Source organism: Hymenobacter sp. GOD-10R (genome assembly GCF_035609205.1).
In the GTDB taxonomy this organism is placed as follows: Bacteria; Bacteroidota; Bacteroidia; order Cytophagales; family Hymenobacteraceae; genus Hymenobacter.
In genome coordinates, this window is the sequence record NZ_CP141184.1 from 4,801,150 (window position 1) to 4,822,429 (window position 21,280).

General features: G+C 53.3%; 18 protein-coding genes. 11 read left to right on the top strand and 7 right to left on the bottom strand.

The window, feature by feature from the left end:
• Window positions 1–38: 38 nt before the first annotated feature.
• Window positions 39–2,936: a gliding motility-associated C-terminal domain-containing protein gene (locus SD425_RS19005; protein WP_324671581.1), complete on the bottom strand. Its 2,898-nt coding sequence runs from the start codon at window positions 2,934–2,936 to the stop codon at window positions 39–41.
• A 226-nt stretch (window positions 2,937–3,162) separates the two neighbouring features.
• On the opposite strand from SD425_RS19005, the gene SD425_RS19010 reads away from it, so the two are divergent.
• The 11 genes from SD425_RS19010 to SD425_RS19060 all read left to right on the top strand — a co-directional run bounded on the left by SD425_RS19010 (window position 3,163) and on the right by SD425_RS19060 (window position 13,438).
• Window positions 3,163–3,849 (top strand): succinate dehydrogenase cytochrome b subunit, encoded by a 687-nt coding sequence (locus tag SD425_RS19010; RefSeq protein ID WP_324671582.1) that lies wholly within the window; start codon window positions 3,163–3,165, stop codon window positions 3,847–3,849.
• Window position 3,850: 1 nt separating this feature from the next.
• Window positions 3,851–5,764, top strand: coding sequence for a fumarate reductase/succinate dehydrogenase flavoprotein subunit (locus SD425_RS19015; protein ID WP_324671583.1), 1,914 nt, complete (start codon window positions 3,851–3,853; stop codon window positions 5,762–5,764).
• Between the two features lie 152 nt (window positions 5,765–5,916).
• On the top strand, window positions 5,917–6,672 hold the full coding sequence (locus SD425_RS19020) for a succinate dehydrogenase/fumarate reductase iron-sulfur subunit (RefSeq protein WP_324679572.1): 756 nt from the start codon (window positions 5,917–5,919) through the stop codon (window positions 6,670–6,672).
• Window positions 6,673–6,847: 175 nt separating this feature from the next.
• A complete protein-coding gene (locus SD425_RS19025; protein WP_324671584.1) occupies window positions 6,848–7,375 on the top strand; it encodes an NAD(P)H-dependent oxidoreductase in 528 nt (175 codons plus the stop codon).
• Window positions 7,376–7,465: 90 nt separating this feature from the next.
• Entirely contained in the window at window positions 7,466–7,843 is a 378-nt protein-coding gene (locus SD425_RS19030) for a hypothetical protein (protein WP_324671585.1), read from the top strand.
• A gap of 87 nt (window positions 7,844–7,930) precedes the next feature.
• The gene (locus tag SD425_RS19035; RefSeq protein WP_324671586.1) at window positions 7,931–8,698 is read left to right on the top strand and encodes an MbnP family protein; all 768 of its coding nucleotides are present in this window, start codon (window positions 7,931–7,933) and stop codon (window positions 8,696–8,698) included.
• 5 nt (window positions 8,699–8,703) lie between these two features.
• Window positions 8,704–9,759, top strand: coding sequence for a cytochrome-c peroxidase (locus SD425_RS19040; protein ID WP_324671587.1), 1,056 nt, complete (start codon window positions 8,704–8,706; stop codon window positions 9,757–9,759).
• Between the two features lie 72 nt (window positions 9,760–9,831).
• On the top strand, window positions 9,832–10,836 hold the full coding sequence (locus SD425_RS19045) for a hypothetical protein (protein WP_324671589.1): 1,005 nt from the start codon (window positions 9,832–9,834) through the stop codon (window positions 10,834–10,836).
• Window positions 10,837–10,959: 123 nt separating this feature from the next.
• Window positions 10,960–12,087, top strand: a complete 1,128-nt coding sequence (locus SD425_RS19050) for a cytochrome-c peroxidase (protein ID WP_324671590.1) — start codon at window positions 10,960–10,962, stop codon at window positions 12,085–12,087.
• A 43-nt stretch (window positions 12,088–12,130) separates the two neighbouring features.
• On the top strand, window positions 12,131–13,240 hold the full coding sequence (locus SD425_RS19055; RefSeq protein WP_324671591.1) for an acyltransferase: 1,110 nt from the start codon (window positions 12,131–12,133) through the stop codon (window positions 13,238–13,240).
• A 36-nt stretch (window positions 13,241–13,276) separates the two neighbouring features.
• Entirely contained in the window at window positions 13,277–13,438 is a 162-nt protein-coding gene (locus tag SD425_RS19060) for a hypothetical protein (protein WP_324671592.1), read from the top strand.
• A 74-nt stretch (window positions 13,439–13,512) separates the two neighbouring features.
• On the opposite strand, the gene ftsZ is transcribed toward SD425_RS19060, so the two are convergent.
• The 6 genes from ftsZ to SD425_RS19090 all read right to left on the bottom strand — a co-directional run bounded on the left by ftsZ (window position 13,513) and on the right by SD425_RS19090 (window position 21,270).
• Window positions 13,513–15,012: a cell division protein FtsZ gene (gene ftsZ, locus SD425_RS19065; protein WP_324671594.1), complete on the bottom strand. Its 1,500-nt coding sequence runs from the start codon at window positions 15,010–15,012 to the stop codon at window positions 13,513–13,515.
• A 133-nt stretch (window positions 15,013–15,145) separates the two neighbouring features.
• Complete coding sequence (ftsA, locus tag SD425_RS19070; protein WP_324671595.1) at window positions 15,146–16,522, bottom strand: cell division protein FtsA; 1,377 nt, start codon at window positions 16,520–16,522, stop codon at window positions 15,146–15,148.
• 89 nt (window positions 16,523–16,611) lie between these two features.
• Window positions 16,612–17,376: a hypothetical protein gene (locus SD425_RS19075; protein ID WP_324671596.1), complete on the bottom strand. Its 765-nt coding sequence runs from the start codon at window positions 17,374–17,376 to the stop codon at window positions 16,612–16,614.
• Complete coding sequence (murC, locus tag SD425_RS19080) at window positions 17,360–18,796, bottom strand: UDP-N-acetylmuramate--L-alanine ligase (RefSeq protein WP_324671597.1); 1,437 nt, start codon at window positions 18,794–18,796, stop codon at window positions 17,360–17,362. The genes SD425_RS19075 and murC overlap by 17 nt, the downstream gene beginning before the upstream one ends.
• Complete coding sequence (murG, locus tag SD425_RS19085) at window positions 18,793–19,899, bottom strand: undecaprenyldiphospho-muramoylpentapeptide beta-N-acetylglucosaminyltransferase (RefSeq protein WP_324679573.1); 1,107 nt, start codon at window positions 19,897–19,899, stop codon at window positions 18,793–18,795. The genes murC and murG overlap by 4 nt, the downstream gene beginning before the upstream one ends.
• A gap of 189 nt (window positions 19,900–20,088) precedes the next feature.
• Window positions 20,089–21,270, bottom strand: a complete 1,182-nt coding sequence (locus SD425_RS19090; protein ID WP_324671598.1) for an FtsW/RodA/SpoVE family cell cycle protein — start codon at window positions 21,268–21,270, stop codon at window positions 20,089–20,091.
• Window positions 21,271–21,280: the final 10 nt, after the last annotated feature.

Genomic DNA, 21,280 nt, shown 5'->3' on the forward strand with positions numbered 1-21,280 from the left:
TGAAGGTAGGTAATAGGCTACACTATTACCATACCTAGCTAGCGGTTAATCTGCACCCAACCTTTGAAGGTTTTCTTGGTGCCGTTCAGGTCAGCAAACTCCACCTCGGCCTGGTAGTAGTACAAGCCATCGGAGACTTTGCCGCCGCTAGTTCCTTCGCCATTGGTGCCGTCGCCGGTCCAGTCGATGAGGGGATTATTTTGGCTCTCATACACCTTCACGCCCCAGCGGTTGAAGGCTGTGAAGTGAATGCGCCGCAACGGGCTCGATACCTTCGGCCGGAACGTGTCATTGAGCCCGTCACCATTGGGCGTGAAGATGTTGGGCAACACAAACAGCTGGCAATTGTCGGCGCATACCTCCGCGCTAAGGGCGCTGCGTTGCCCGCGTACGTCCACTGCTTGCACTTGGTAGCACACCGCTTGCGACAGCAGTCCTTTGTCGTCATAGCTAGTGATACCGGGGGCACGGGTAGAATCCCGTAAGCTCATCTGCGTCTCGTTAGCAGCCCGCGAGAAGATGCGGTAATAAGCAATATCGGTGACGCAGCCTGCGGGTGCATTCGTGTCTAGGTTCCAACGCAGGAGATTAGTGTACGTCTCTCCTGGGCGCGGGAACACCCCAGAACGACTGCTCACCACTGCATTGAGGCTGTCGCAATTGTTCACTAAGCGCAACACTGGCGGACACGGTATAGCCGCCAGTACCACACATTGTTGCTGGCTCAAGTTGATCAGCGTGTTCAGGTAAGAGTTGCCGGGCAACCCATAACCACCCTCGGTCTGCACATAGTAGCAATAGGTCTGTCCTTTCTGCAGGGGTGCCGCTGCCGTACCCTGATCCACGTAGCTACCGCCAGTAGCTCCGCCCGTTACGCTGGCAACCTGCACAAAGGTGGTGCTACCTGGGTTGCGACGGAAGACTAACGTAGGCCGCCCTGCATTGGTCCATGGCACCGCGTACGTCCAGGTCAAGTTCACCTGCGTAGCTGTTTGGTTGGCGGCGGCAGTTAAGCGCACGCTCGAGGCAGGCTGCGTAGCCTCACTCTGCGCGCCGGCTTGCCCAGGGATGCCACCCACAAAGAACTCTAGGCGGTAGGTATACGCGTTAGACTGCGTGTTCAGTCCCGTGTCCACGTAGCTCGTGTCGGCGAGGTTACTGGTGGTGAATACGGATGTGAAGTTGGTAGTGCTCTGCCCCACCGCCCGCGAGAGGCGGTAGCTGCTGGGAGTTGGAAAACCTACACCATCTAAGCCCGTCTTAGGTGCCGTCCAACGCACAGTAATAGCACCAGTTGTAGTATTGGTCTGGTCTACTGTCACGTTTTTGAGCAGCGCGCTCTTGCCTTTTAGTGTCACGCAAACCTCCTGTGAGGCTAAGCTAGCTCCTCCCCCAGGCAGCGGGAAGGTGGCGTAGATCCGATACGAGTACGTCTTACCTCGCTCTAAGCCTTGTGTATCGGTGAACTGCTGGGTGTCTTTAGCTACAGAGCCCACCTGCACATAGCCCAATGAAGCGGGCAAGCCTGTCTGGCATGCGTCAGGAGTAAAGTTCGTGCAGCCTTCTTTGCGGAAGATAAGGAGCTGGATACCATCGCGGCCTACGCAGTCGGCTAGGTACCGATTCCAGCGTAGCGTCACCGAGGGCGGAATCGTTGCGTTCTGCTGACCGGTTAGCCCCGTCGGAGCTGGCCCAATCACCGTAATTCGCCAACCCCGTTCGTCGATCAGCGGAGAGCCAGAAGTTGGAACATCCTGCGCCTTGAACACGATCTGCGTTGGCTCGCTTGCGATATTATTGCAATTGGGCGTCCAGGTAAATGTTCCGCGTGCCGTGGGTGGCCCCGATGTTGTTTGTCGGAAAGTAGCTGGAGGAATGATGCCACTATAAGCAAATAAGGTGACCGGGTTTCGGTCGGGATCGGTAGCCGTAATAGTGCGAGTGATGGTTGTTCCCGCCACCACACACGTGTCGTTTGGTATTTTGAGAAGTGGCCGCAGGTTCTCGCTGTTCTCCACGATAATCTGCATGTCGCGAATTACTTGCCCAATGCGGCGGGCGGGCGCTCCTGCTACACGACGCCATTCACTCACCACAAAAGCGGCGTTATAATACCCTAGCCGGAATGGCGAATTCCACACAATTTGCCCCGTTCGCACATCTTGCGAAAACCGTACAGTATTCCCGCCGGGGTCACTTGGCGGGCCGCTATAAGGGACGCTGGTGCCGCCAAAGCTAGGATCGTCAGGGTAAGTATAACCTGGGCAAACTTGGTTGTTTGGCCGGTTGTTGCCAGTAGGTGATGCGGTGCCTTCAATTCCTTCAGGCACGTATTGGCAGCGCACTAGCTGATAGCTCAAGGAGTCGCCATCAGCGTCGAAAGCAGCTGGGTTGTGCAAGTACACTTGATTGCGAGCAGCGCGGTCGATGGCCGGTGCTGTTAGAATTGGCGACCGGTTTAGTCCCAACGCAGGGTCAATCACGATAGTCGTGGAGATGTAAAATGACCGGTTAAAAGAATCCGGAATGTTCAGAATGTCCCGGTTACGGTTCTCCCCAATAAAGCTAATCGTGTACGTTCCAACAGCGTTGTAAGTGTGCTCGAAGTAATAGATGTTGAGGTCAGTACTATTCGATATGCGAATAGGGTCAGCCGTAGAGCGCTTAATAGCATCTACCCCGCTACTAGTACCATCACCGAAAAAGATAGTAGCAGTAGGTTGCCTGACGCTCGAGGGAGAATTATCCGTATATAAGATCATCTTAAAAAAGATGCGGCGTGGATTACGGCCCGCCGTTGTATCCACTTTGGCTTGAATGTCGCCGGCGCGTAAGTGGGAAGCTTGGGTGTTGCGCGCTAAGAGCAGCAAGCAGGATAAGCTTATCCACAATGCCAGCAGCAACCGCCTGTTAGGAGCAGGTAGCGAAAGAATCATAGAAGATCAGGTTGTGTGCAGAGGGATGAAAAAGAGCAAAAAAGCCGTCGAGAAATCTAACAAAAAAGTAAGGGGCTAGGTTAGAGTAAAACTAGTAAGCCTTAACGGCGGGGGTTTAAGATTGATTCATGTACTACCCAAACGAATAATTTGGATTGTTTCGTACATAGTCCGCGCTTACCTTTGACCACTATAACCAACGTTTCTTTACCTACTAGTAGCTCCTATGAGTTGGATTAGTAATACGTTTTCCAGCAGCATCGGCCGCAAAGTTGTGGTGGCCATTACGGGTTTATTCCTATGCTCGTTCTTAGTGGTCCACCTGATTGGCAACTTTCAGCTGTTCAAGAATGACGGCGGCGCCGCCTTCAACATTTATTCACACTTCATGGGCACCAACCCGGTCATCCGCACTGTTGAGTGGGTGCTGTTGTTGGGTTTCGTTTTCCACATTTACGAGTCGTATACGCTAGCAGTCCGAAATCGGGCAGCTCGTTCGGTCGGATATGTTGAAAGCCGTCCTAGCCAGAACAGTCCCTGGTATTCGCGCAGCATGGCGCTGCTCGGCACCATCATTCTGCTCTTCTTGCTGGTACACATGTACAACTTCTTCTATCGGGCTCGTTTCGGCGATTTGGATCCCGATATCAACAACAACGCGGACCTCTACACGCTTGTGTATAGTTCCTTTAAGCAATGGTGGTACGTGTTGCTCTACGTAGCGGCACAGGTGGCCTTGTGCTACCACCTCATCCACGGTTTCCGCAGCGGATTCCAAACGCTTGGCTTGAACCACCGCAAGTACACGCCTCTGATTCGGGTCATCGGTTACGCCTTCGCCATCTTGGTGTGCGCTGGTTTTGCCGCTATGCCGTTGTATTTCTTCTTCTTCAAACCAGAACTCGCTCATTAAGATGCTACCGGATTCCAAAATTCCCGAGGGCCCATTGGCCGAGAAATGGGAGAAGCATAAGTTCAACGTTAAGCTCGTAAACCCTGCTAACAAGCGGAAATACGACGTTATCATTGTCGGTACGGGCCTAGCTGGCGCGTCTGCGGCAGCCTCCTTAGCCGAACTAGGCTATAACGTAAAAGCTTTTACGTACCACGATTCACCACGCCGTGCTCACTCTATTGCGGCACAGGGGGGTATCAACGCAGCTAAAAACTACCAGAACGACGGTGACTCTGTGTTCCGCTTGTTCTACGATACGATTAAAGGTGGTGACTACCGCGCCCGTGAAGCTAACGTGTACCGTTTGGCTCAGGTATCGGTGAATATCATCGACCAGTGCGTGGCACAAGGGGTACCTTTCGCCCGTGAATACGGCGGGTTGCTCGCTAACCGTTCGTTCGGTGGTGCGCAGGTAAGCCGTACGTTCTACGCCCGTGGCCAAACTGGTCAGCAGTTGCTACTTGGTGCCTACTCGGCCCTGAGCCGGCAGGTTGCTTACGGCAAAGTGAAGCTCTATACCCGTTCCGAAATGTTGGATCTGGTGGTAGTAGATGGCAAAGCCCGCGGCATCGTGACGCGTAACCTTATTACAGGTGAGATTCAAACGCACTCAGCACACGCTGTAATCTTGGCAACGGGTGGCTATGGCAACGTATTCTACCTGAGCACAAACGCTAAGTACTGCAACGTAACTGCTCCTTGGCGTGCGCACAAGAAAGGTGCCTTCTTCGCTAACCCTTGCTTTACGCAGATTCACCCGACCTGCATCCCAGTATCAGGTGATTACCAGTCGAAGCTAACGCTGATGTCGGAGTCGCTGCGTAACGACGGCCGCGTATGGGTACCCAAAGCAAAAGGTGACAAGCGCGACCCACGTCAGATTCCTGAGGAGGAGCGCGATTACTTCTTGGAGCGTAAGTATCCAGCTTTCGGTAACCTTGTTCCTCGCGACGTGGCTTCCCGTAACGCCAAACAGGCTTGCGACGAAGGACGCGGCGTAGGAACAACTGGCCTAGCTGTATACCTCGACTTTGCCGACGTGATTAAGCGCGACGGTGCCGATAAGGTGAGCCAGAAGTACGGCAACCTGTTCGAGATGTACGAGAAGATCACCGGCGAAAACCCGTACGAATTGCCGATGCGCATCTACCCAGCGGTACACTATACCATGGGTGGCCTCTGGGTTGACTATAACCTGCAAACCTCGATTCCAGGTCTGTATGCTACCGGCGAGTGTAACTTCTCTGACCACGGTGCTAACCGCCTAGGTGCTTCGGCACTAATGCAGGGCTTGGCTGATGGTTACTTTGTAATCCCCTACACCATTGGTGATTACTTAGCTCAAACGGCACCAACGCCGGTTACGACTCAGCACCCCGCTTTCGCTCAAGCCGAAGCAGAAGTTCGCGAGCGGATCAACAAACTGATCAGCATCAAAGGCAACCGGACTCCAACCGAGTTTCACAAAGCTCTTGGTCACATTATGTGGGAGTACTGCGGTATGGCGCGTAATGCAGAAGGTTTGCAACACGCCAAAGCTGAGATTCAGAAGCTGCGCAGAGAGTTCTGGAGCGACCTGAAGCTAACGGGTACGAACGAAGAGCTCAACCAAGCGCTCGAAAACGCTGGCCGTGTAGCTGACTTTATCGAGCTAGGCGAACTGATGGTAGACGATGCCCTGCACCGGAAAGAAAGCTGCGGGGGTCACTTCCGTGAGGAGTATCAAACTCCTGAAAACGAAGCCCTACGCGACGATGAGAACTTTGCGTACGTAGCAGCTTGGGAATATGCTGGCGAAGGCAAGCCCGAAATCCTGAACAAGGAAGAGCTTCAGTTCGAGAACGTGAAGCTCACGCAGCGCAGCTATAAGTAATGTTGGATTTTGAATGTTGAATTTTGAATAGCTGCTAGGCAGTCGAATGCTAAGCAGCTATTCATTGTTCATTCCTTAACTCATTCAACATTTAAAACTCAAAATTCAAAATTCCATATAAAATGGCTGGAAGTAACCCGAATGCCAAACCCATGAACCTTACCCTGAAAGTGTGGCGGCAGAAAAACCGCAATGCTGAAGGGCAAATCGTGGAATATCAAGTAAAAGATATCTCGCCAGAAATGTCCTTTCTGGAGATGCTGGACGTACTAAACGAAGATCTGCTCCACAAAGGAGAAGATCCAGTAGCGTTCGACCACGACTGCCGCGAAGGTATTTGCGGATCGTGCAACTTATTTATCAATGGCCGTGCGCACGGCCCGGAGAAAGGTACTACTACCTGCCAGCTTCACATGCGTAAGTTCAACGATGGTGACACTATCACCATCGAACCCTGGCGTGCGAATGCTTTCCCTGTTAACCGTGACCTAAGCGTAGACCGGTCGGCCTTCGACCGTATCATTCAGGCGGGTGGCTATGTGAGTGTAAACACGGGTGGTGCTCCCGATGGCAACGAAATTCCGATTCCGAAGCCTGTTGCTGACCGTGCTTTCGAGGCAGCTACTTGCATTGCGTGCGGTGCCTGCGTAGCAGCTTGCAAAAACGCGTCGGCTATGCTTTTCGTGTCGGCAAAAGTGTCGCAACTAGCTTTGCTACCACAAGGTCAGGTAGAACGCAAAACTCGCGTAGAAAACATGATTGCTCAGATGGACAAAGAAGGATTCGGTGCTTGCACCAACATCGGCCAATGTGCTGCTGAGTGCCCCGTAGGCATTTCGCTGGAAAACATTGCTTTGTTGAACCGTGAGTTTATTTCGGCAAAAGCTACTTCTAACAACCTAGCTTAACGCTTGATTGTCACTCGATAAAAAAGCGAACCAGCTAACTGGTTCGCTTTTTTATTGCCCTGTACCCAACTTCACCAACTAAATGTTGAGACTTTTCGCATTAGCTACTGTCATTATATAGCCAAACTGCGCGCTTAACTGTTATGGGGTAACTTCTCTCTACTACACACGCTGAATGATTACTATCATCGCGGGCACCAACCGACCCAATTCACGCGCACTTCGCATCGCTCATTTATATGCTAACCTGCTCCATGAGCGTGGTGCTGCTTACCAACTGCTCGATCTAGCGGAACTCCCAGCTGACTTTATTACCAGCGCACTTTACGATAAGGTGGGCCAACACCCAGAGTTCAACCAACTCATCAAGCTAGCCAACGAAGCTGATAAGCTGGTATTCGTCGTGCCAGAGTATAACTGTTCATACCCGGGCGTTCTGAAAGCCTTCATTGATGGTCTCCCCTACCCTGGTGGCATTCGGGGAAAAAAGGCAGCACTAATTGGGCTAGGTACTGGTAGCCAAGGTGGTTTGCTGGCCTTAAGCCACATGACCGACATCTTGATGTACCTAGGTACTGCGGTGCTCCCTACTCGAGTGCGCTTACCTTTCCTCGACCAGCATCTTACCCCAGAAGGTGAGCTTACCAATCTGCTGTACAAACAGTTGTTGGCGGAACAAGCCGAGCAACTTCTTGCTTTTTAGTTTCGAGTTTTCGGCAACAAAATTTGCGCGGCAGCTTGCATCCTAGGTGCAGCACCTATCTTTGTTCCTTCAACCACCTGCTGTTACAGCATGACGCGTGCTTTCGCTTGGTTTCTTTCCACTCTCATTCTGCTCCAGACGTTCAGTCAGGAGTTGATGGTATTGGACTACCAAGTGCACAAGGAGCGAATCACGGAGCTTTTTTGCGTGAACAAAGCTAGGCCTCAGCTCCACTGCAATGGCAAGTGCCATTTGGCCAAACAGCTCCGCAAAGCCGCCGAAAGTGAAAGCAAAGCTCCCGCAGGTTTTACCAAAGTAAAGTACGAAGCCTTAGCGCCGCTGACTTCGTTTATCAATGAGCCGGTTTGGTGGCCATCATCGCCACGCCCGTATGCGCTGCCAACGGCAGAAGCTTACGGATTCACACCTACACACAGCATTTTTCATCCTCCTTCTTTTCGGGTCTGAACTCCGCTTTACCTCGCGGTTTGCGGCTACTCCTGAGTAGCCGCGCGCGTCTGCGTTTTCTACTTACCCGATAAGATTTCTCGAAAAATGCTTTTCTCTAAACTCCCCGCGTTTTGGATAGCGCTGGCTATTAGCGCTATTACCTTTACTGGCTGCGACAAAGACGACTCCTCGCCCACTACCACCACAGGCACGCTAGACGTCGAGATGGAGAACATGGTGGGCACTTCCCCCCTAGCTCTAAACACCGGTAACTACACGACGGAAGCTGGCGACCATTTCACGGTTACAACATTCAACTACTATATCTCCAACATCAAGCTCACCAAAGCCGATGGCAGCGCCTTTGTACAGCCCGAAAGCTATTATCTGGTGAAAGAGTCGGATGCCGCTTCGCATCACTTCACCATTCCGGATGTGCCCGTTGGTGATTACACAGGCATCACTTTCACCATTGGTGTTGACAGCTTGCACAATGTATTTGGTGCACAAACAGGGGCGCTAGATCCTTCCAACAACATGTTTTGGAGTTGGAATACCGGCTACATCTTCCTAAAGATGGAAGGTACCTCTCCCGAGTCGCCGAGCAAAGCACTGGTCTTTCACGTTGGTGGCTTCATGAAGCCGTACAATGCTATCCGCACCGTTTCGCCTTCTTTCAATGGCAAGACCGTAATGGTGCGCACTGATCATAGCCCGGAAATTCACTTTCACGCCGATGTGCTGAAGCTATTTACCGGAATGCGTTTCGCAGATACTGGTAGCACGAGCCACAGTGCGGGCGCTAATGCGGTACGGGTAGCCAATAACTACAGCGCAGGTATGTTTACCGTGGATCATATCCACGCCAATTAGCAGCGGTGTTACGCTTAGGATTCATCCTGCTAGCTACTGGGCTGGCAGGATGCCTGGCTGGTTGCCAGCCAGACGCGGATGTGCTGCAACCCGAAACGGTCCCGGGCGCACTACTTCCTACTAATTTTCCGGCCCCCGTTTACACGCTGGAAACTAATCCGCCCACGCAGGAGGCTTTCGAGCTAGGTCGTACGTTGTTCTATGATCCTCGGCTTTCGCGCGACAATCAAGTGTCGTGTGGCAGCTGTCACCAGCAGTATGCGGCATTTGCCCACGCCGATCATCGGGTAAGTCACGGCGTCGATGGCCTATTGGGGACGCGCAACGCGCCGGCTTTACAGAACCTTCGCTGGAAGAAGACTTTCTTCTGGGACGGGGGACCTCAAAACCTAGAGATGCTGCCGCTGGCGCCCATAACTAACCCAGTGGAAATGGATGAGACGCTGGAAAACGTGCTGCGCAAGCTCAACGCTGACCCCAAGTACCAGGAGCGTTTTGCTAAGGTATATGGTCAATCGCCTATTAATTCGCAACAGTTTTTGCGAGCTCTCGCGCAATTCCTGGCGTCACTCACGTCTGCTAATTCACGCTACGATCATTATGCGCGCCAAGAGGCAGGCGGGCAACTTAACGAGACAGAACTACGTGGCCGTACGTTGGTAGCGCAAAAATGCGCCGCTTGCCATGCCACTGATCTGTTCAGCGACGAATCATTTCGCAACAATGGCTTAAATAAATCTTTTGCGGCTGATTCCGGGCGGGCCCACATCACCAGTTTGCCCGCCGACCAGGGTCGGTTCAAAGTGCCTTCGCTGCGCAACGTAATGCTGACGGCGCCCTACATGCATGACGGTCGCTTTCAGACCCTAGCGCAAGTGCTCGACCACTACGACAAAGGGGTGGTTGACTCCCCCACGCTTGATCCGCTGCTGCGACAAACCAACGGCCGCCTAGGTATTGCGCTTTCGGCGCAGGAAAAAAGCGACTTGCTCGCCTTTCTGGCGACACTTACGGATGAGCAGTTCACTAAGGATAAGCGCTTGGCTGAGCGTCAGCCTTAGCGCTGACGCTGTGTTCTGCGCGACGCAACAGCTTGTTTATTCCACTCAACATTGATGCTTCTAGCTAGCTTCATGAAAAAATTCTTCCTCCTTCTGCCTTTTTTCCTTTCGCTTAGCCTTAAGAGTCAGGCTTGCGATATCTGCGGCTGTTTCATGGGCATCACGCCTTATGACAACCAGAGTGGCGTCTCGATCATGCACCGTTACCGTATCTTCAATGGTTACCGGCAGTTAGGTCAGACGCCGCAGTTCTTTCCGGATGGCGTGCGGCCTTTTTTCCCTGCTCACCTCAACAACGATACGGGCTACGAGCACTCACACAAAGGCGACCCGAACGACTACGAAGCCTTTCGCGTGATTGAAGTACGCGGCAAATACTTCCTCTCTCAACGAGTGGAGCTGAATGCCTTTGTACCCTACGTGATGAACACTTCCCAGATTAACGGCAAGCAGTTGAACGCTTCCGGCATCGGTGACGTGACGGTTTTCGCGGGCTACCACCTGATTCGCAATATCGAAACGGCAGGCGTGCAAAGCCGCTTAATTGTAGGCGGCGGCCTCAAGCTACCAACTGGCAACTTCCAGCGCGTGAACCAGGATGGCAAGCGCTACCCGTTACTGAACCAAGTAGGCACGGGCACCACCGATGGTTTCGTGTATGCCAATTACATCGGCAGCTGGCGTAGCTTAGGCTTAAGCGTAAACAGCAGCTACCGGGTAGCCTCGCGCAACCGTTTCGAAAATAGCATTGCCCCTAGCACTACTACGTTCGCCAGCCTGTTCTACCGCTTGCCCCTAGGTCAGAATTGGCAGGTGTACCCTTCCGCTCAGTTCTTTTATGAAAAAACGGATGGCGAAGAGCTAGAAGGGCGGCTCACCGGCGAACATGAGATGAACAATGCTCTCTTGGGGCCTGGCCTTGATGTGTACTACAAGAATTTCTCACTGAACACTAGCATGCAGTTCCCCGTGTACACAGCCATGACCGACCACCCTGCCAGTGCAGGCCGCTTCGTGCTAGCGGTAGGCTACAGCTTTAAGCAGACCAAGTACTTATTGAAAAGAAAACAAGAGTAAAGAGGCCGACAATCTTGCGCCGAGAAGCACGTTAGAACACAGCTTTGTGTGCGTGAAACCCAGCTGTAGCTGGCTGTGTTGTACGCGTGAAGTTGTATCTTGAAGTACACTCTTGCCTTGCTTATGTTGCCTAGCCTTACGCGTGTTTCTTCTTGGCTCTGGGCCTTGGCCTTCGTTTTCTTCTTGCTGGCAGCGTGCAGCAAGACGGATCCGGAGCAAGAGTCGGAGGATGATACGCCGGTCGTGACAACGCCGTACAGCTTGGTGCTGCCCAGTAAGTTTCCGCAGAGCGTAACGGTACCGGCTGATAATCCGCTGACGGAGGAGGGTGTGAAGCTAGGTCGCTTTCTATTTTATGAAACCAAACTGTCGCGCGACAACACCATGTCGTGCGGCAGCTGCCACCAGCAGAGCAAAGCCTTCACCGATGGGCGGGCTCGCGCGCTGGGCGTTGATGGACAGCAGCACCCACGCGGCGCGATGTCGCTAACGAATGTGTTGTGGGAAACCAGCTTAAACTGGGATGGCGCCGTCACGACGTTGGAGCAGCAAGCCCGCATCCCCATCGAAAATGCGGTGGAGCTTCACCAACCATTGGCCGACGGGGTGGCGAAGCTGCAACAAACGGACCTCTACCCTCCCCTGTTCCGGCAGGCATTTGGCTCCAAGACTATCACGGAAGAGAATGTACTGAAGGCCTTAGCGCAATTTGAGCGCACATTGGTTTCAGCGAACTCACGGTTCGACAAGTACAACAACGGCGACCGGACGGCTCTTACGCAAACCGAATTACAGGGCCTGACCTTGTTCAACACCCATCCGGTAGCTGTTACGCTGCCAGGCGCCAACTGCTTTCACTGCCACGGCGCTCCCCTGTTCACCGCCCGCGACTTCTTCAACAACGGCCTCGACGCCACGTTCACGGACCTAGGTCGAGGTAGCGTCACGAAGCAAAGCTTCGATAACGGCAAGTTCAAAGCCCCTTCCTTACGCAATATTGCCCTAACAGCACCTTACATGCACGACGGCCGCTTCCAAACCTTGGAGCAGGTACTCGACCATTATAGCGACCATGTGCAGCTCGCCAGTCCGAACATCGATCCGAATATGCTAGATGCCGCTAACTCCGCCTTTAGCAATCAGCTGACACTCACAGCAACTCAGAAAAAGCAGATCATTGCCTTCCTAGGTACCCTAACGGATTCGACGTTTATTCAGGACCCGCGCTTTTCAGACCCATTCAAACCATAGAGACCTAGGTCGGAATCTTATCTTGCGGATGTATCTGTCCGGCATGTCGCTTCTTTCCCCTCCACCTAGTCCTACGCCATCTACTACTCGCGCGAAAACGTACTTGCCTGCACTAACGGGTGTGCGGGCTTTGGCGGCTTACTTGGTTTTTTTACACCATTTTAACCCATTCCAATCCGAGGGTGCACCTCAGCTCCTACAGCGAATTGTGCTGGAGTTTCATATCGGTGTGTCCATTTTCTTCGTGCTTAGCGGGTTCTTAATCACGCTGCGCTATTATGGCTCAGAGCAATGGACTTGGTCGTGGTGGGGCCCTTACCTACGCAACCGTTTTGCCAGGATTTACCCAATGTATTTCCTGCTGACCTGCGCCTTTTTCCTACTGCGTTTTCAAACAGAAGGAGTTTTCGTCTTTCGGACTTGGTTGTTCAACGTTCTCTTTTTACGCGGTTTCTTCGATGAGATGAAGTTTTCGGGTATCGCGCAAGGTTGGACGCTCACCGTAGAAGAGTGCTTTTACTTATTCGCCCCGGTTGCTTTTATGCTGCTACGTAAGCGAATCAAGTTGTGGGTCCAGCCTTTCCTGTTGTTAGCGGTTGGCTGCTTGCTCGTTCTTACCGTTGGTCAGCTGCACCACCATGGCTTATTCGGGAACTTCAAATTTGTTCTACTCTACACCTTCTTCGGGCGGTGCTTTGAGTTCTACGCGGGTATGCAGCTTGCGTTTTGGTATCGCCAAGATCGTATTCGGCGATACTCTTTTCCGGGCTTGCTAACAAGCCTAGGTTTAGTAGTGATGGCCGCCGCCCTAGGAGGTATGGTTTGGACGAAAGGTGGCTACAGCTACGGACAGGAACACCCGTTCGGTGCTGCACTCAACAACGTGGTACTCCCCGGCGGCATCGTCACTTTTTTTGCCGGATTACTCACTGAGCCAACCTGGCTTCGACGGTTCTTTGCTTCGTCGCCGCTGCAGCTTCTGGGCAAAAGTTCCTACGTTTTTTACCTTATTCACATGGGTTTTATACAAAAGTGGCTAGCTACGAACTGGACAGAAAATTCGGGCAAGCTTTTTGTCATTCTAAATATTCTAGCTATTGTACTCTATTACGCAGTAGAACAACCGCTGAATCGTCTACTACGCCGCACTTAATCCTTATTCAACCACCCTTTCGCTTCGCTAATTTGCATGAACCTTACTCGCGTTTTTTGCCTTTCGCTACTCACGCTCCTAACGGCATGCTCGGTAGCCTCGCATCCTTTAACGACCTCTGCCGATCCGGAAAGAGCCGATCCGATCAAGATGAACCATGCACAACTCATGGATTCGACCAGCAACGGACAGCGCTAATGGTAAGCGTAAGAAAAAGCTAGGCCACCTGAAGATTCTCCAGATGGCCTAGCTTTTTTTGTTATTGCTTAAACCTAATCCACGTTGTCGTGCAGGAAACGGTTGTCACCTAGCAGCTCGTTGTCATCAGAAAGGTTGAAGCGCGAGATGTTCCGCTCGCTTGATGGCACTACGTTTTCCAGCTTCACATGGCGACGCAGGTAAGCCGGCGTATCCAACTGGTCTTTGATAGCGTCGTTAGAAAGACCATTGCTTAGTTCCTGCAAGCGGCGACGGCGCTCTTCCGCCCGAGCATCCAACGAAGGCCGTGGAGCAGGCATGGGAGCAGGTGCCGGGGCCGGTTGCTGCGGCGCAGACTGGTACACTACCGGCTCCGGAGCAGGCGACGAAGGCGCTGCTACAGGCGGTACAGGTGCCGAGTAAGGTGAGGTTTCTAAGTCAAACGTTACCTTGGGCGGCTCAGGCGCAGCAGCTACGGGAGCAGGCGCACTGAATGTAGGCACTGTGGGTGCTGGTGCATCCTGCCGATCCTTGTCAAACAGGTTAATCTGCGGATCGGGTCCCGACTCAGCTCTCGTACCTAGCCCCTGAATGCTGATGTTGTGCGTTTCGCGCGCAAAACCCGTCGCAATAACCGTTACGCGGATGCTCTGACCAAGGGTCGAGTCGATGCCGTGACCGAAGATCACCTCGGCGTCCTGACCGGCTTTGTCTTGGATGTACTCCGTGATTTCGGTGAGTTCATCCATTTCCAGTTCGGCTTGGTCGCCCGACATGATGCTGAGCAGAATCTTCTGCGCGCCGTGGATGTCGGTGTTGTTGAGCAGCGGCGAAGCCAGAGCTTCCTCGGCAGCACGATGAGCGCGGTTTTCGCCCTCCGTGATGCTGCTACCCATAACGGCAGCGCCACTGTCCTTCATGACCGTTTTCACGTCTTCAAAGTCCACGTTCACCTCGGCGGTTACCGTGATGATTTCCGCGATACTCTTGGCCGCCGTACTCAGCACATTATCCGCTTTAGCGAAAGCAGCACGAATAGGCAGGTTGCCGAAGATCTCGCGAAGCTTATCGTTGAGAATCACTAGAACTGTGTCACAGTTTTCACTCAACTCCTTGATGCCGTGCTCGGCCTGTTGACGTTTCTTCTTGCCTTCAAACATGAAGGGCGCCGTCACGATACCCACAGTGAGTACCCCTAGCTCCTTGGCCACTTTGGCAATAACTGGGGCAGCACCTGTACCCGTACCACCGCCCATACCGGCCGTGATAAAGACCATCTTAGTACCGTTGCTAAGCAACTCGCGGATTTGCTCACGGCTTTCAATAGCCGCTTGCTTACCGCGCTCCGGATTAGCGCCAGCACCTAGCCCTTCGGTTAGGTCAACGCCAATTTGAAGTTTATTAGGTACAGTGCTGCTTTGCAGTGCCTGCTTGTCGGTGTTGCAAATGACGAACTCAACGTCTTTGATACCTTGGCTGAACATGTGGTTGACGGCATTGGAGCCGCCCCCACCCACGCCAATCACCTTGATGATCGAGTTGGATTGCGCCGGGATGTCGAATTTATAATTCATTGTTGACAGGTCAGATGATAGATGACAGAATTGTTGAATAGCTAAATGATTAAATGGCTGACTTCTTAGGTTGAGCTAAAAACAACTATTCAATTAATTCAGACTTCAACAACTTGACAATTTAGCCTTTAAACTAGTATTGTTTATCGTCAAAATCGTCAATCAGCAACCCTTTTGTGCGGCTGATGATGTCCATGAAGAACTTGCCAGCACCCGAAGTCTTCTTCGGCGGGGCAGGTTGCTCGGGCTGTTGTTGCTGCTGCGTAGGCGCGGGCGGCGGTGTGGGGCGAACCTCAGGGGCCGGACGGTACGCAGGCAGCTGCGGCTCCTCTTCGTAGCTGCGAGTTACGCGCTCATCAATAGAGCGGTAACCCGACAGCACGAGTCCAACGGTAGTAGCGTACATCGGCGACTTCACCGCCTCAATTTTGCTCTTACCTAGGTGCTCGTTGGGGTAGCCGATACGAGTATCCATACCAGTGATATACTCCGTTAGCTGCACGAGGTTCTGCAGTTGCGAGCCACCGCCAGTCAGCACGATACCAGCCGCTAGCTTATCGCCATGGCCAGTGCGCTGAATTTCAGCGTATACCAACTCGATGATTTCCTCCATCCGCGCCTCAATAATGTGCGCTAGGTTCTTGAGAGAAATCTCCTTTGGAGCCCGGTCGCGCAGGCCTGGAATGCTCACGATTTCGTAGTCGCTGGCTTCCTCAGCAATAGCTTTACCAAACTTCACCTTTAGCTGCTCGGCCTGGTTCTGCATCACCAAGCAACCTTGCTTGATGTCAGAGGTCACGATGTTGCCGCCAAAGGGCAAAACAGCCGCATGGCGGATGATGCCGTCCTTGAAGATAGCTAGGTCGGTGGTGCCACCGCCGATGTCGATCAGGGCTACACCAGCTTCCTTCTCCTCTTCGCTCAGCACCGACATGCTCGATGATAGAGGTTCCAGAATCAGGTTGTCGATTTCCAACCCGGCCTTCGTTACGCACTTATTAATGTTGTTAATAGCCGTGCTCTGGGCCGTGATGATGTGGAAGTTGCCCTCCAAGCGCACGCCCGACATGCCCACAGGATCCAAGATACCTTCCTCGTAATCCACCTTGTAGTCTTGGGGCATTACGTGGATGATTTCCGAACCGGGTGGGGTCACCAAGCGGTACATGTCGTTGGTCAAGCGGTTCACGTCATCCACAGTGATTTCGTTATCTGAGGAAGCGCGCGTGATGCTGCCGTTGTGCTGCAAGCTTTTGATATGCTGCCCGGCAATACCTACGTTGACTACGCCAATGTTGATACCTGATTGTTCCTCGGCCTGACGGATAGCTTTTTTGATGGCATCAACGGTCTTATCGATGTTCGACACGATGCCACGCACGACGCCTTCCGACACCGCTTTGCCCATGCCGAGTATTTCAAGTTTGCCAAACTCGTTCTTTCGCCCAACTAGGGCGCAAATTTTAGTGGTGCCAATGTCGAGGCCGACTACAATCTTATCGTTTTGCATGGGTAGAGACGGGCGAGAGAGAGTGATAATTTAGTTGCAAGAGGTTGTTCTTCGAAAACGCATAGCTGCGCGTCGTAGCGGGAGTTCGGTTATTCGCAAATGATCTGGTCCTTGAATTCGACATTGACACGGTGGTACGTGTCCCAACCCAGGGCCGGCGGAATTTGCCGGTAAAATACCATTAGTTTCGCGAATTTTTCTGAAATATTATCAGGAGAGCCAAATTCGACACGTTGGTCTCCTACTTGTTGAGTAAAAGAAACCTTCCCATTCGGCGCGATAAATACCTCCGCCACCTGGGCACGCCAGAACGGATGTTCATCAATGTAGCGCAGAAATTCTAAATAACGCTGCCCAGTAGAGTCCCGAAAAAATCCAGGCTGCAACGGTGGGCCGCTCACCCGCGATACGGGTACTACCCGGGCGGTAAATAGCGGCGACAGCGGCAGTTGCTGGCCTTCCATATCGAGGTAGGTATCAAGGCGGGTATCGTTGTGCGTGAGACGGGCGATGGGGCGGTTTTGCCGTACATCGGCGTGCAGGTTACCGGCTAGGTCGCGGTACACTTGCGCATCCTTCACAAAGCTGTGAGCACGCAGGCGAGCCTCCAGCGCTTTTAGATCTAGCTCGCTGGGTTCAGCACCTATCAGGGGCTGCTGGCCGTTGTGGGTTAGTAGCGCCGTTACCTCCTTCTCGCTAATGAAGTAGTTGTTGAACTCATTGCTGATGTTCACGATAACATTGCTCACAGGTCGGCTAGCTTGCCGAACCCCGGCAAACACCGCTAACCCCGTGAGCAGCACTAGGCACACAGTAGCGAAAATCAGATTATTTGCTTTACGCTTCAGCTCCATTCCAGCGCTCCGTTAGGATAGTTCGTAAGTGTGGTACAAGTTGGTCAATATCACCCGCGCCGACAGTCGCCAGCACGTCAAAATCGGTATCAGTCTTGGCAGTTGCCAACACCTGTTCTTTGGTTTGTAAGGTCTTGCGCGGGGCTGTTACCTGCGAAAGAATCATATCCGACGTCACCCCCGCTATGGGCAGCTCCCGGGCTGGATAGATATCCAGCATCACCACCTCGTCGGCTAGGCTCAGGCTTTCGGCGAAGCCCAGCGCAAAGTCGCGGGTACGGGTGAATAAATGGGGCTGAAACACGACGCGAAGGCGCTGCTCAGGATAGAGCGCCCGCAGAGAACGTAAGAACGCCTCGATTTCGCGCGGGTGGTGAGCATAGTCATCTACATATACTTTCCGGCCCGCTGTTACGATAAATTCGAATCTACGTTTTACGCCTTTGTAAGCCGCTACAGCAGCTTTCAGCTTATCCGCCTGAACACCTTCTAATTGCGCCACGCAAGAAGCTGCTAACATATTTTCCACATTGTGGTACCCGGGCACCGCAAGTACCAAATCGGCCACTTCGCCCAGGGGGCCATGTAGATCGAATCGGAACTGATGACCTTGCGCCGTGATGTTAGTCGCGTACAGATCGGCGGCTTGCGCGGCCTCCAAGCCATAGCGTACCACGCGCACCCTAGTCGGCACGGCATCGGCTAGGCTAGGGTCGGCGGTATGATTTAGTAGTAACAACCCACCAGGCTTGATCTGCCCCACGAACTTGCGGAAAGAATCTACCAACGCCTCCTTATTACCATAGATATCGAGGTGGTCTGCATCGGTGCTGGTCACGATGGCTACGTCGGGGTACAGCGTTAGGAAGCTGCGGTCGTATTCGTCGGCTTCGACTACTACCGGCACATTGGCCGATTGTTCGCCTTCGGCCTTTGGAGGCAATAACAGGTTAGAACCTAGGTTCACGGCAATACCGCCCAGAAACGCTGCGCACGGCACGCCCGCATGATGGAGCAAGTGTGCCACCATCGACGAGGTAGTCGTCTTGCCATGGGTACCCGCAACGGCAATAGTACGCTGCCCAGCCGTCAGCAGACCTAGCACTTGGCTGCGCTTGCGGATATCGTAGCCATTCTCGCGCAGCCACGCCCACTCTTGGTGGTTGGCCGGAATAGCGGGCGTGAGTACGACGAGCGTTTGCTCCCTGTTATTTCGAACTTCGGCGGGGATGCTTTCTACCGCATCCTCATAGTGCACAGCAATGCCTTCCGCCGCCAATGCTTCGGTTAGTGGCGTGCTGGTCTTGTCATAGCCACTGACTTGGTGCCCATTTGCTTGGAACCACCGCGCCAGAGCCGACATACCAATGCCGCCAATGCCCAGAAAATAGACGTAAGGAAAGGCTGCTACCGGGTTCATGCGCGGTCCATCAGAGCTAATAGTTCGTCCACAATAGCCGTTGTGGCATCGGGATGTGCGAGGAGGCGCACGTTTTGACTGAGTTGTTGCTGGCGAGCTGGGTCCGCTAGTAATGCTAGGGCTTGATCGTAAAGCTTGGCGGGCGCTTCAGCATCGGTCACTAAAAGAGCCGCTTGACGCTCTACCAAAGCCAATGCGTTTTTGGTCTGGTGGTCTTCTGCCACGTTCGGCGAGGGTACCAGAATGCTCGGCTTACCCGTGAGACACAGTTCCGACACCGACAATGCACCGGCGCGGGATATCACCACATCAGCGGCGGCGTAAGCTAGGTCCATGCGTTTCACAAACTCTAGCACTTTCAGCCCAGCTTCCGCGTAGTCAGCGGCTTGTTGCTGGGCTTCGGGATAATACAATTTACCCGTCTGCCAGATGAGTTGCACTCCGGCTTCACGCAAGCGCGACAATGCAGCGGCGGTAGCTTGGTTGAGGGTGCGGGCACCTAGGCTCCCACCTACTACCAACAACGTTTTCTTCTCTGGCGAAAGCCCAAAAAATTGTAACGCTTCGATTCTGCTGCCGCCCGCAATTTCCGTCCGTACGGGGTTGCCGGTCAGCACGAGCTTGGTGGCGGGGAAGAACTTTTCCATGCCTTCGTAGGCCACACAAATGCGGTCGACGCGGCGGCTCAGCAGCTTGTTGACGAGGCCAGCGTAGGAGTTTTGCTCCTGAATAAGCGCCGGAATGCCCCGCGAAGTAGCCGCTATCAGTACTGGCGCCGAAGCATATCCTCCTACCCCGACGACAGCATCGGGTCGGAAGCTTTCGAGCAGTTTACCTGCTTTGCGCACTGAGCGGAATACCCGCACTGGGAACAATAAGTTTTGCGGCGTCAGGCGACGCTGCAAGCCACTAATATCAAGTCCTATTATCTCGTAACCGGCTTCGGGGACGCGGGTCATTTCCATGCGGCCATTGGCTCCGACAAACAGAATTTCTGCCTCGGGCTGCCGCCGACGCAGCTCGTTGGCAATAGCCACCGCCGGAAAAATATGCCCGCCCGTGCCTCCGCCGCTGATGATAACGCGGTAGGGCGTGGGAGACATTTTGGTCGGCTTAGGATTGAATCCTGACTCGGGCATGGGTGGGGTGGTGATGGTGGGTGCTGTGCTTTGCATGTTGAATGGGTGGTTTCAACTGTTTCAGACTAATGCTACCCTCTATTTAACTAAAGCGAAGGAAAAAAAGCTACCTGTTCTTTATTCATCTTTCAAAATACTAGGCTCGGATTTTTGCTAAGCATAGGCCGCTTTCTTAGGGATGCGTGGCGTGTCACTGGGCTGATCGTTCATGGGGCGCACTTCCATCTCACCACGGCTCACGCTTAGAATAATACCGATGCTGATACCGGTGAAGATCAGCGACGTACCTCCCATGCTAAGCAGCGGCAACGGCAGACCCGTAATCGGACCTAGGCCTACGGCTACGCCCATGTTTACCATGGCCTGCAAGACCAAACTGAAGCTCAGCCCGGCCGAGAGCAGCCCGCCAAAAGCACCCGCACTGTTCATCACCGTTTTCAGCCCTCGATAAAGAAAAGCTAGGTACAAGAACAGCACAAAAGCGCCGCCCGCCATACCGTATTCTTCAATGATGACTGCATAGATAAAGTCGGAGTACGGGTGCGGCAAAATGTTGCGCTCCGTGCTCTTGCCCGGCCCCTTGCCCGTCACGCCACCCGTTGCAATCGCAATATAGCTATGTTCCAACTGAAACGGAACTGGCTTCGATTTATCGGTGAAACTCGATATACGGCTCACCACCGTTTTGTAGCGCTGTCCCGAAGCTAGGCCTACTCCACCTACCACCAAACCAATAGCGACCATCACCGCCATTTGCTTGAGCGGCACGCGCCCAATAAACATCAGCAGCAGGCACGTCATGAACAGCAGTAGCGCCGTAGACGCGTTACTCATAATGATGATGCCGCAGATCAAGCCCACCCACAGCATCACGGGCAGTAGCGTCGTTTTGAAGTCCTGCACGTGCTGCTGGCGGCGACTCAACATACTAGCTAGGTGCGCAATAAGGGCGAGCTTGGCTAGGTCGGAAGGTTGAAACGTTTGGTTGATGATTGGGATGGTCAGCCAGCGCGAAGCATCGTTGAGCGTGGTGCCGCCAAAGAAGAACGTGAACAGCAGCAGCGGCACTGATATCAACAGCGCGTACAGCGACAAGCGTGAGTAGTAACGGTAGTCGATGCGGTGAGCGCCCCACATGAAGACCAAGCCTACTAGGATCAGGCCGGTGTGCTTGATGAGGAAGTACTCCGTGTTGCCGCCCATTTTCTTGTACGCCAGCGTGCCCGTGGCCGAGTACACCACCGCAATACTGATGAGGGAAAACAGGATAACAATGCCCCACAAAACGGGGTCACCTTTGAGGTTGCGTTGCAGCCAGAGCTTAATGGGTTCCATAGAAGAGTAA